Genomic DNA, 12,528 nt, shown 5'->3' on the forward strand with positions numbered 1-12,528 from the left:
CTTTATTCGTCTTCTTTTTTATCTTCGATTTGGAGTTCCGCTTCTGGTTTATGGTATGTGTAGAAGCTATCCACAAGTAAATCTAAATGCTCTACTTCTTCACTATAGTTAATAATGGCAGAAATAAGAGGGAAGAGGTGTAGCCATGTTTTATACGCTTCCTCATCGTCCTTGTTTTGATAATCCATAAAGATATCAATTAATTCTTGTTTACCTGTTTCAACTTCATCAAGCATTTCAACGGATTGTTGTTTTTTTGCTTTACCAATAAATTTTAATAAAACTTGTTCATGGTAATGGGTTAATGAGTCAAGTTCGTTTTGGATAGATTCCTGAAATTCTTCTGGCATATAGCGCAGTTCATTTTCAGTACGATGTAATGATTTTAACGTACTTAAAGCACGGCTTGTCGTCGCTAACATTTGTCTGAATAAAACGAGCTTACGAATTTTTGCGAACTTTACTTTTTTCGTGTAGCTTCTTTCTTCTTTATACAGCAAATAGTAATGGTTTAGTTTGATCATCTTTTCTTTCATACGATCAATATCAGTTTTTAGCGTTGTAAAATCAGAAGCTTGCCTGCTATTCATTCGAATCCATTTTACAATTTCTTCTGTATTATCAACGATACGATGATATAGTTTTGTTTCGTATTTTGGCGGCATAAACACTAAATTTACAAGTGAAGCCGCAATAATTCCAATCATAATCGTCGCAAAGCGAAGTAAGGCAAAACTAAAGAAATCGTCGCCCTGATACTCCATAATGGCGATAACTGTTACTAAAGCAATTGATATTGTGTTTTCTAATCGTAATTGTAACGTAAGCGCAATTACTAATATACATGTTAATCCAATAATAAAAGGATTATGTCCAAAAGCAGTAGCAAATACGATAGCGAATACCGCACCAATGACGTTTGCTTGAATTTGCTCAAGAGCTGTTAAATACGAGCGGTATACAGACGGTTGAACAGCGAATATAGCTGAGATTCCCGCGAATACTGGACTCGGTAATTGAAGTAAAATACAAGCAAATAAAGCTAATGTGATGGCAATACCCGTTTTTAAAATGCGAGCACCAAGTTTCATACCCTTAATAAGATCCTTTCTCTTGTCATAATGAATGTACAACATGATACTATACATTCATTACAATATGTTAGCAAGTGATATTTTAGTGACGTTAATAAGAAAATAAGATTCATTTTATACTTTTTCCTAATTCTTTTTAAACATCAATTTTTAGTGAAAAAACCTGCTGAATTTCAGCAGGTTTCAAATTGTTACTATAGATTACTATGAGAAGTGTACTTCGTCAATTTTTTCTTAAAAATGAAAAGTTGGTATATCACTCTGTTGAGATAGATGGATCAGCCTGCTCTTTTTTCGGGATAATTTCAAAAAACTGTTGCTGCATATCATCGAGTAACGGTGTTAATAAAGCAACTTCCTCGTATTGCTCATGTTCATTTAATACACGAATGTAATCTACCAATAACTCAGTCACATCTTGCACGCCGTTTTTACTAATTGGTTGTAATGTAACATTTGCCCCTTTTGCGATTCTTCTTTTTAAGGCGTGTTCTGTTAAACCCGAGCTTGAATCATGACGTAAATAAACAACACCACCAGTCATACCAGCACAAATCCATGGACCAGGATCCCCTAAAACAAGCGCTCGCCCATTTGTCATATATTCAAAAGCGAAACCTTTAATATTAGAGTATACACCTATATTCCCTTGCTCTTTTTCACGGAGTGGCTTTGTCATTCGCCCTCCAATTATCATGTCTGCTCCAGAGAGGCGAATGCCAGCGCGAGCATCAGCGTTACCTTGAACGTATAGCGATCCTTTTTGTGCACCGTACCCAAAACCTTTTCCGACAGAACCGTTATAATATATGCCGTCTTTTCCTTTTGCTTTCGTTATATAAATACCACCACCAAAGGAGGTTTTACCAATACCATCTTGTGCACCGCCATTTACGTGTATAAATAAGTTCTCACTATTATAAGCACCTAATCCATTTCCAGGAATAGAGCCATTCGTATACTTTAATGTAAGTGGTTCAAGCTTGGTGTCTTCATATAATTTACTACGAACGCGATAGCAAGATTCTAGCCCCCCCATAACGCGTTGCTCTACGCCAACGCCTATTAATTCTTTTGAATGAGGGGAATGAACTGTTTCAAATTGTTTTTCCGGTACGTATTCTGTTTTTGTAACAGATGGGTTTTCTATCGTTTGTAGTAAATTACATAAGTCTAATAAATTTTCGCCTCGAACTTGTTCTAATAAATCGGAATGTCCGACAATTTCTTGTAAATTTGTATAACCAAGATTTCCTGTTAATCGTTTTAGTTCTACGCCAAAAGCGGTGAATAAATGTAATAATCCAGCAACGGCGCTTTCTAATTCGCGCGGGACGAAGCGGCGTAATCCGTGTTCTTTCGCCTGAGCTTCAGAATCAATTTGTGTTGCAATTCCAACGTGACAAGTATCTAGATGACATCCGCGGCAAGTTGTACAGCCGATTGCAATCATGGATAATGTACCAAATCCAATACGGTTTGCCCCAAGGAGCATGATTTTCAAGGCATCATTAACACTTCGAATACCACCGTCAGCCCAAATTTCTACCTTTTGTCTCATATTTGCTTCTAATAAAGCATTGTGAGCGGCTTTCACACCAATTTCTGCAGGAAGGCCTACATGTTGCAATGCGTGAATACGTGCGGCACCTGTACCACCATCAAATCCGCTAATGTTAATAAAGTCAGCACCAGCCTTTGCGATACCGACAGCAATTGTTCCAATGTTAGGGACGACAGGAACCTTTACAGCTACTTTCGCAAGTTGATTAGCCGTTTTAATTTCTGTAATCATTTGAGCTAAATCTTCAATGGAATAAATATCATGGTTGTTAGAAGGTGAAATTAAATCAGAGCCAATTGTAGCATTACGCGCTTCAGCGATTTTTGCTGTTACTTTTGAACCAGGCAAATGTCCGCCTTCACCAGGCTTTGCGCCTTGCCCAATTTTTATTTCAATTAAGTTTGATGAATTTAGTAGTTCGGCGTTTACACCAAATCGCCCAGATGCAACTTGTTGTCCACGTGTATGTGGATATTTTCCAATCATATCTTTAATTTCGCCGCCTTCACCGTTCAAGCTAATCATATTTAGCTGATCGGCCGCTTCTGCATATGCACGAAAGGCAATTTCATTTTGAGAACCGAATGACATGGAACTGATAATAAATGGTAAATCATGATTTTGAATGCTGATGGATACTTCTTCGGCCGGAACGACATGTTTTGTTTCTTTCGTTTGAACAAGATGTCTAATCGCGATTGGATTATTTTCTTCTAACTCACTTAATTTGTCACGGTAATCATCATAAGAATTTCCTTTTGCGACATCGCCGATTGCTTTCCAAATTCGCGGGAATATATGAAAAGATTTTCGCATTCTAACTTTAGGATTGTTATAATCATCCGCTCGCAATTGTGCATCTTCAGCAAGTGATTTAAGCGAAAAAGCTAAATCATTTGAACCGAAGAAATTCGTAATTTGTAATATATTTGCGATTTCCTCATGTAATCCGATAGAAGAATAGAGGCGACCGTAACCACGTAATTCATGAATTCCAATTGTTGAAATGACTTTTTCTAGTCCTTTATTAAGAGCATTATACAAATTCATAATTGGCGTTTTTGTTCCATCATTTACGGTTGCAAATAATAAATATGGATTCATACCATCTGCTCCTAATCCATACAGTGTGACGATATCATGTAAAGAGCGAAGAGCACCAGAACGTATAACGAGAGAGCAGTTTCGGCGTAATTTATTTTCGCTTAATACTTGATGTACTTTAGCGGTAACTAAATGCGGATCAATCCATAACTGTTCATTTAGATGAGCGTTGGCATCGTCTATTAATAGTAGGGAAGCTCCATCGTTCACGGCCTTTATCGCTTCAGAACTAATTCGATTTAAGGCGCATTGTAAAGTTTCTGGCGGACTGAATGTAGCAGAGATTGTAGCGATAGAGCTATGAGTATTGAATAGCTGTATAAGTTGTTCGTACGTAACTGTGTGTAATTCCTCTGTAATAGATTGTGCTACACTTCCTTCTAAAATAATGGGGGAAAGAATCTCAACTACAAATGGCCGTTTAGCTCCGCTTAATAAACTTGGGCGCTCTCCAAGTATTGTTCGTGTGGAGAAGTGCTCGACCTCTCGATCACGATCGATTGCTGGATTTGTAACAACGGCTACACTTTCCTTAATGAAATCAGCGATATTTCGTCTATCAGTATCGAGTGCTGCAAGTGGTGAGTCATGCCCAAGTGAGCGAATTGGCTCAACGCCTTTTGTTGCCATCTGTTCAAGAAGCTGAATATGTTCTCGGTCCCATCCAAAAGCAACGTATTGTTTCGTTTCGACTTGTATAGAATCAAATAATCCTGGGATTTCTTTCGTTTCAGGGATAGATAAGTTTAAATGATAATCTTTAGTATCAACTCGCTTTTTAAAACGGTTATATACTTGAGTTTGGTAGTCATCGTATTCGTAGAGTACAAGTTCATCTTGTTCATTCCACTTTAGACCGACTTTTTCTCCAGGAGCGAGTGGTTTTGGTTCTGCTACATATTCAGTTGGTGATACAACTCCAGGTTCAGAAGAGAAAACATAAGAACTCGCTGTCTCTACTTTCCATACTGGTCGTAGTCCAAGGGAATCAACGCTGAAAACAGCCTCATCTTTATAACGTGAAATAATACCAGCTGGACCTTGCGCAAAATGGCCCCAAGCTTCACGTATATACGTATATAAATCTTGTAAATGCGGTTCATAAAGTTTCATTTCATTAATAATTGGTGGGAATAGTATATCCATTGCTTCAAATAAACTGTAGTCGTATTGAACAAGTAGAGTTTCTAAGGTGCGGTTTAAATCTTGGGAGTCACTGCCCCCAGCAGTAAGTGGAACATGAATCATGTCAGCTTGATCACGTAATTTTGCAATTGTGTTAATTTCACCATTATGTCCGAGAATGCTAAATGGTTGTACACGAAAAAAATTAGATAATGTATTAGTAGAATAGCGGTTATGTCCTAGTGTCATAGTTGAAGCGATAAGTGGATGTTGTAAATCATTGTAATAGGCAACAAGTGTATCCCCAGCGCCTAGAACTTTATATACAACATGGTCACGACTTAATGAAGCAACATGAATCGCTTCGTTTTCCTCTATTTTTATCGTTACTGAAAATAATGTTTGCTCAACATTTTCAACTTTATTTTCTGCGATAAGAGCAACTTGCCAAAATAAAGGTTCTTCCTGTTTACCAAGTGGACCGAGTGCATCGGAATTTATTACATCATCACTTTCAAAAATAATAGTAAAACTTTCGTTATTTAATTGCGTACGAATATGATTTTTTAAATTAACGATATTTGCGTTTTTGTTTAGAAAAAAATGTCCAACGATAAAGTGGGGATGATCCACAATCGTTGGATTGTATCCGTTATTTTTCAGCTTTTCATTCCAAAGTGCTTTTGGGACATCAATGTGAATTCCGATACCATCTCCTTCACCATTAATGAAACCAGCTCGATGATTCATTTTGACAAGTGATTGTATGCAAAGATCAATGTTTTCTTTCGTGGCAACTTTTCGTTTCTCCATAACGGAAACGATTCCACACGCATCATGTTCTGCATTTTTATAATCTCGAAATAAAGACGGTGTCCATGTATTTGTTTTATTGAGCATCCGTCAATCCCCCCTCTTATTGAAGTTTGAATAATCTTACTATTTAAGGCGTGAGCAGCCTTGTATACAAAGGTAGTAAGGATATAAAAGAAAATTAAACAGATAATTATGAATAATTATACTATTAATGAGGGATTTATGAAATAGAAAAAAGGAAAAAAGAAAGATGTGCTTTCTTTTTTCCTTTTAATGGCGGGATTATTTATTATCCGCTAAAGCAGCGAATGCTCTGCCTACAGCTTCAATTGTATATTCAATATCTTCTTTTGTATGTTCTGTCGTTAAGAACCATGCCTCGTATTTAGAAGGTGCTAAGTTAACTCCTTCTTGAAGCATAAGCTTGAAGAATTTACCGAACATTTCACCGTCTGTATCTTGTGCTGCATCGTAATCTTCAATTGTATTTGTTGTGAAGTATACAGTTAAAGCACCTTTTAGTCGGTTTAATGTAATATCAATATTATGTTTCGTAGCTTGCTCTAAAATTCCTTTTTCAAGCATTGCACCAAGTTCATCTAATTTCTCATAAAGACCTTCTTGTTGAAGAACTTCTAGACAAGCGATACCGGATGCCATAGAAGCAGGATTTCCTGCCATTGTACCAGCTTGATATGCAGGTCCGAGCGGGGCAACTTGTTCCATAATTTCTTTCTTACCACCATAAGCACCGATCGGAAGTCCGCCGCCAATAACTTTACCAAGCGCTGTTAAGTCTGGTGTTACGCCAAGTAAGTCTTGAGCACCACCGTACATGAAGCGGAAAGCAGTAATAACTTCATCATAAATTACTAGTGCACCAGCTTCGTGAACAAGTTCATTCACTTTCTCAAGGAAGCCAGGTTTTGGCTCTACAATACCGAAGTTTCCAACAATCGGTTCTACAAGGATAGCTGCTACTTCGTGTCCCCATTTATCTAAAGCTTCTTTTAAGGTTTCTACATTATTAAATGGAACGGTAATAACTTCTTGAGCGATACTTTGTGGTACACCGGCTGAGTCAGGAGTTCCTAGCGTAGAAGGGCCAGATCCAGCTGCTACAAGTACTAAATCAGAATGACCGTGGTAACAACCAGCAAATTTCATAATTTTTGTGCGGCCTGTGTAAGCACGAGCGACACGAATTGTTGTCATTACTGATTCAGTACCAGAGTTTACGAAGCGGACTTTATCTAATGCAGGCATTGCTTCTTTTAACATTTTTGCAAATTTTACTTCTAGTGCTGTTGGTGTTCCGTAAAGTACACCATTTTCAGCAGCTGTTGTAATTGCTTTTGTAATGTGCGGGTGAGCATGTCCAGTAATAATAGGACCGTATGCTGCTAAATAATCGATATATTTATTTCCGTCTACATCCCAGAAATAAGCACCTTTTCCACGTTCCATAGCAACAGGAGCGCCGCCGCCAACTGCTTTAAAAGAACGAGAAGGACTATTAACGCCGCCAACGATATGTTCTAAAGCTTCTTTATGTAATGCTTCTGATTTTGTGAATTTCACTACAATTCATCTCCTTACAAAAATCTATGTATTATTCTAACATGTTTTTCGAAAAGACGTATTGTTTGTGATAGAGAAGGCAGTTGGGTAAACTATTCGTTGTGACATTTAGGAAGGGGGTCCGATTATGAAATCGGTAATTGAGGTACAAGGGTTACGTAAAGAGTTTACAGCCTATTCAAGTCGTCCGGGATTAAAGGGTGCTTTTCGCGATTTATTAAATCGTAATTATAAAATAGTACCAGCAGTAAATGATGTATCTTTTAATGTGAAACAAGGTGAAATGGTTGGATATATCGGTGAGAACGGTGCTGGTAAATCAACAACTATTAAAATGCTTACGGGGATTTTGACTCCGACATCAGGAGAAATTTTAGTAAATGGGATGAACCCCCATAAGCAGAGAGAAGAATTCGTAAGAACAATTGGTGTTGTTTTCGGTCAACGCTCACAACTTTGGTGGGATATTGCTGTACAAGAATCTTTTCGTTTATTAAAAAAAGTGTACGGTGTATCAGATGCTCAGTATAAAGAGCATATGGAACACGTGATTGAAACGTTAGATATTGGTCCTTTATTAGATAAGCCAGTTCGAAAGTTATCTCTAGGTCAAAGGATGCGTTGTGAATTAGCGGCAGCATTAATTCATAATCCACCGTTATTATTTTTAGATGAACCAACAATTGGATTGGATGTTCTTGTGAAATTAAAAATACGTGAATTTTTAAAAGAAATGAATGAACGTTACAAAACAACAATTTTATTAACAACCCATGATATTACTGATATTGAAGCTTTATGTGAGCGCGTTATCATGCTGGATGAAGGAAATATTATGTATGACGGTTCTTTAAATAATCTTCGTACGCAGTGGGGAGCAGAGAAGGAAATACATTTTCAATTTATTGCACCAGTTTCCTATCAGGCTTTATCAATGGTTATGCCAGATAGTCATGTCGTTTGGTCGAAAGCGAAAGAGGAAAACGCGTGGGTTGCAAAAATACCGAATGAAGAAGTTATCATTTCAATGCTTATTTCTAAAGTAGTACAAGCCTTTCAAATTAAAGATTTAAAAATTAACGAAGTGTCTACAGAGGAAATTATTCGTAACATTTATGAGGAAGGTATTAAACATGGGTAAGTACATTGAAATGATTCGGATTCGCTTTTTAATGATGCTTGCGTATCGTACAAACTATTATAGCGGGATTTTAATTTATACAATTAATATCGGTGCGTATTATTTTTTATGGCAAGCAATTTATAGTGGAAAAGAGAATATTGAAAGTTTATCTATTTCGCAAATGACTACTTATATCGCAATTGCGTGGATGGCACGTGCCTTTTATTTTAATAATATAGACAGGGAAATTGCGATGGAGATTCAAGAAGGACGTGTAGCAGTAGAATTCATTCGTCCATATAACTATTTAGGCATGAAAGTGATGCAAGGTCTTGGTGAAGGAATATTTCGTTTTGCTTTCTTTTCAATTCCAGGTATGGTTATCGTTACCTTATTATTTTCATTGCAAATTACAACGAATTTTCAAACGTGGTTATATTTCTTCTTATCTTTAATATTTAGTTTTATTATTAATACACAAATTAATTTAATGACTGGAATGCTCACGTTCTTCCTATTTAATAATAGTGGAATTATGTATGCAAAACGTGTTGTTATTGATTTATTTTCAGGTCTATTATTACCAATTAGTTTTTATCCGTTATGGGCCCAAAAAGCAATGGTATTTTTACCGTTTCAGGCTATTAGTTATATTCCGAGTATGATTTTTTCAGAAGGTATACAAGGAAGTAAATTGTATGAGGCATTATTATTCCAAGTAATTTGGGCAATTGTACTTATTATTCCAATTGTACTCATGTGGAGAACGGCGAGAAAACGTCTAATTGTACAAGGGGGATGATGAGATGATATATATAAACCTATTTTTGCAATATGCAAGCCAATATATAAAAACAAAATTGGAGTATCGGGGCGATTTTATCGTTGGATTACTTTCTGATTTAGCACTACAGGCTGTTAATTTAATCTTTATTCTCGTTGTGTTTGGGCATACACAAGCATTAAAGGGCTGGAGTAGAGAAGAAGTAATCTTTATTTATGGTTTCTTTTTAGTACCGTTTGCCATATTCTCAGCTTTCTTTAACATATGGGACTTTAATGATCGTTACATTATTAAAGGAGAAATGGATCGTATATTAACGAGACCGATTCATAGTTTATTTCAAATTATATTAGAAAGAATGGAACTTGAATCTTTAATTGGAGCGATTACAGGAATAATTGTAATGGGATATGCAGCAGTGGAGCTGCAATTATCTTTTTACTGGTACGATTTCTTCTTATTCTTACTGATGGTAGGAGGAGGAGCACTTGTATACGGAGGGATATTTGTTACGCTTGCGAGTCTTGGTTTTTGGTCGGATGCGAAAAGTTCAATTATGCCGCTAATGTATAACATAGGTAACTATGGTCGCTATCCTGTTAACATTTATAACCGTGTGATTCGCTTCATTTTAACGTTTGTTTTACCATTTGCGTTTGTCGGAGTGTATCCAGCAGCATACTTTTTAAGAAAAACAGAGTGGAATAGCTATGCATTTGCAACACCATTCGTTGGTGTTATCTGTTTTACGATTGCAATTACTCTTTGGAATCAAGGGGTAAAAAGGTACCGTGGTGCTGGGAATTAATTATAGAAGCTTGTTTGTTTCTAAGGGATAAATCCAATGGCTGTCTCATACATATAAAATGAGGTGGAGGACATGTTATGGGGATTTATTCTATTAATTGCAGCAATTGCTATTTTGAGAAGTGTCCAATTGTTATGGAGTTCATATTCAGATTCTAGGCGTTTCTTTTCGCTTTATAATTTAGCCTCCTTATTTTTAATTTATACAACGGTATTGATTGCGTTTGGGTTAAGTTATGTTGTATTAGAAGAAATGGGCTTTGCAGTTTTGAAAGAAGATGGAGAAAGCTTGCATGCCCAATCTTTTCAACTTGTAGAAATTTGCTTATATTTTAGCGCGGTTACTTTATTGTCCGTTGGGTACGGTGATATAGCTCCGATTGGAATAGGGAGATGGATTGCGATTGCAGAAGCGCTAATTGGATATACATTACCGTTTGCTTTTGTAATGAGGTCTGTAATAGACAATGAAAAATAAGATAGCATTTGATATAGTAAAAGAAAAGAGTAGGAGTGATAACAATGATCACAGTAGGAGAAATGGCTCCAGAATTTACATTAGAGGGAAGTAACGGGGAACAAGTTCGCTTAACTGATTTTCGTGGTAAAAACGTAGTGCTATATTTTTATCCGAAAGATATGACTCCAGGGTGTACAACTGAAGCATGTGATTTTCGCGATGCGTATGGATTATTTCAAGAGAAAGATACAGTTATTCTAGGTGTAAGTCCGGATTCAGCGAACAGACATCTGAAATTCATTGAGAAGCATGATCTTCCATTTGTACTTTTAGTAGATGAAGATCATAAGGTAGCGGAATTATACGACGTTTGGAAATTGAAAAAGAACTTTGGAAAAGAGTATATGGGAATCGAGCGTTCTACATTCCTTATTAATAAAGACGGTGAGCTTGTAAAAGAGTGGCGTAAAGTGAAAGTGAAAGGACATACTGAAGATGTTCTTTCTTATATAAAGTAAATCCATTGTGGAGATAAAATATATAGAAGTAAGGCGAGTGTCTATACATATTTTATCGTCTTACATAAAGTGAAGTGTAGGGCATACCTCCTCAGATGATAGTATTCCAAGTGCGATTATGTCGCACTTTTTTTCTATGTAAATGTATAGAAAATGGGGAAAGATATATAAGAATAAGGCTATATATAAAAATAAACCACATACTTATAGTAGAAATATTGACGATTTATAAGAAAAGGAGTACACTCTTTATAAGAATTATAAAATAATAATCCGTATAGAATCGGGGTGCATGACGGTGGTCAAAGAAGAATTAAAAGAAGCGCTAGAAATGCTGAAAAATACGGGTGTACGCATTACTCCACAGCGTCATGCTATTTTAGAGTACCTTGTGGAATCTATGACGCACCCAACAGCGGATGACATTTATAAAGCATTAGAAGGTAAGTTTCCAAATATGAGTGTTGCAACTGTCTATAATAACTTACGTGTATTTAAAGAGGTTGGACTTGTAAAGGAATTAACTTATGGAGACGCTTCAAGTAGATTTGATTATGTTACAAGTCAACATTATCATGTGATTTGCGAAAAATGTGGTAAGATTGTTGATTTTCCTTATGGAGGCTTGGAAAAGCTTGAAGAGGAAGCTGCGAAAACGACAGGCTTCGTTATTAATAGTCATCGCTTAGAAATTTATGGCGTTTGTCCAGAGTGTCATAAGGCGTAATATATAATAAAGAAAGAGGGAGACGTTTACGTCTCCCTCTTTCTTTATTATATATGGGAATTACGTTAGGTTCAGGAGGATTTAAAACGTTCAGTGAAGAACCTAATTTAATTAAAGATAAATACAAAAGGTGATTTCTTTGTTAAGAAATCACCTTTTAACGTTTAGTTTTGTAAGGGCACATTGTACCTATATATGCCTATGATTTATAGCTCTTCTTATTATATTTCTCATCAAATTCTTTTCCTTCTAGATTTCGATCCATTGTTAAAGGTTGGTTGCAATGCATACATGCGTCGACACGACCGAGCATTTTGGTCGGCTTATCGCAGCTTGGACAAATAATTTGTACAGTTTTAGTAGATAACATGCCAATCCAAAAGTAAACGACAGTACTAGCGATAACAGCTAAAAAGCCAACCATCATAAATGTTGTCATAATAATAATGTTTTCACGGAAAAAGACACCTAAGTATGCAATGAAGAGGCCGATAAATACTAAACTTAATGCAAAGGTCCGGATTTTATTGATTTTATTTGAATACTTAATGCTCATTCTCACCACGCTCCTATAACAATAATATAACATAAAATTTAGAATTTTCACTCGTTCAGAAACATGATAAAGTGATAAGGTATGAAATGTGGAGTAGGATGAAGGGAGACTATAATGATTTTTGAAACATGTTTTAAAGTTTTAACGGGATGTGAAATTTTTTTATAAAAAGTATTGACCCTGTATGTAGTGCATGATATATTAATAACCGTCGCTGATGCGGAAACGCAGAAAACGACAAAAAAGAAATTGAAAAACTTAGTTGACAT

General features: G+C 36.2%; 10 protein-coding genes. 6 read left to right on the plus strand and 4 right to left on the minus strand.

All coding sequences use genetic code 11. The features are described 5' to 3' along the window. Window positions 1-2: 2 nt before the first annotated feature. The 3 genes from JDS82_RS26075 to hemL all read right to left on the minus strand — a co-directional run bounded on the left by JDS82_RS26075 (window position 3) and on the right by hemL (window position 7,284). On the minus strand, window positions 3-1,091 hold the full coding sequence (locus tag JDS82_RS26075) for an aromatic acid exporter family protein (RefSeq protein ID WP_000765792.1): 1,089 nt from the start codon (window positions 1,089-1,091) through the stop codon (window positions 3-5). A 259-nt stretch (window positions 1,092-1,350) separates the two neighbouring features. Continuing rightward, window positions 1,351-5,787 carry a glutamate synthase-related protein gene (locus JDS82_RS26080; RefSeq protein ID WP_199714154.1) on the minus strand — a complete coding sequence of 1,479 codons (4,437 nt, stop codon included), beginning with the start codon at window positions 5,785-5,787 and terminating at the stop codon, window positions 1,351-1,353. 198 nt (window positions 5,788-5,985) lie between these two features. Beyond that, complete coding sequence (gene hemL / locus JDS82_RS26085; RefSeq protein ID WP_000673251.1) at window positions 5,986-7,284, minus strand: glutamate-1-semialdehyde-2,1-aminomutase; 1,299 nt, start codon at window positions 7,282-7,284, stop codon at window positions 5,986-5,988. A gap of 127 nt (window positions 7,285-7,411) precedes the next feature. Between hemL and JDS82_RS26090 the strand changes: the two genes are divergently transcribed. The 6 genes from JDS82_RS26090 (at window position 7,412) to perR (ending at window position 11,703) form a co-directional block, all read left to right on the plus strand. Beyond that, window positions 7,412-8,425 carry an ABC transporter ATP-binding protein gene (locus JDS82_RS26090; protein WP_000843640.1) on the plus strand — a complete coding sequence of 338 codons (1,014 nt, stop codon included), beginning with the start codon at window positions 7,412-7,414 and terminating at the stop codon, window positions 8,423-8,425. Next, the gene (locus JDS82_RS26095; RefSeq protein WP_199714155.1) at window positions 8,418-9,209 is read left to right on the plus strand and encodes an ABC transporter permease; all 792 of its coding nucleotides are present in this window, start codon (window positions 8,418-8,420) and stop codon (window positions 9,207-9,209) included. The genes JDS82_RS26090 and JDS82_RS26095 overlap by 8 nt, the downstream gene beginning before the upstream one ends. Before the next feature lie 4 nt (window positions 9,210-9,213). Next, complete coding sequence (locus JDS82_RS26100) at window positions 9,214-9,999, plus strand: ABC transporter permease (RefSeq protein WP_000639385.1); 786 nt, start codon at window positions 9,214-9,216, stop codon at window positions 9,997-9,999. A 72-nt stretch (window positions 10,000-10,071) separates the two neighbouring features. Next, the gene (locus tag JDS82_RS26105) at window positions 10,072-10,476 is read left to right on the plus strand and encodes a potassium channel family protein (protein ID WP_000964347.1); all 405 of its coding nucleotides are present in this window, start codon (window positions 10,072-10,074) and stop codon (window positions 10,474-10,476) included. 44 nt (window positions 10,477-10,520) lie between these two features. Further along, window positions 10,521-10,976 (plus strand): thioredoxin-dependent thiol peroxidase, encoded by a 456-nt coding sequence (bcp, locus tag JDS82_RS26110; protein WP_000633726.1) that lies wholly within the window; start codon window positions 10,521-10,523, stop codon window positions 10,974-10,976. A 298-nt stretch (window positions 10,977-11,274) separates the two neighbouring features. Next, window positions 11,275-11,703 (plus strand): peroxide-responsive transcriptional repressor PerR, encoded by a 429-nt coding sequence (perR, locus tag JDS82_RS26115; protein ID WP_000237829.1) that lies wholly within the window; start codon window positions 11,275-11,277, stop codon window positions 11,701-11,703. Between the two features lie 199 nt (window positions 11,704-11,902). On the opposite strand, the gene JDS82_RS26120 is transcribed toward perR, so the two are convergent. Then, window positions 11,903-12,259 (minus strand): YgzB family protein, encoded by a 357-nt coding sequence (locus tag JDS82_RS26120; RefSeq protein WP_000025063.1) that lies wholly within the window; start codon window positions 12,257-12,259, stop codon window positions 11,903-11,905. Between the last annotated feature and the right edge of the window lie 269 nt (window positions 12,260-12,528).

Origin of the sequence: Bacillus cereus group sp. N14 (genome assembly GCF_016483555.1) — a bacterium.
GTDB lineage: Bacteria > Bacillota > Bacilli > Bacillales > Bacillaceae_G > Bacillus_A > Bacillus_A wiedmannii.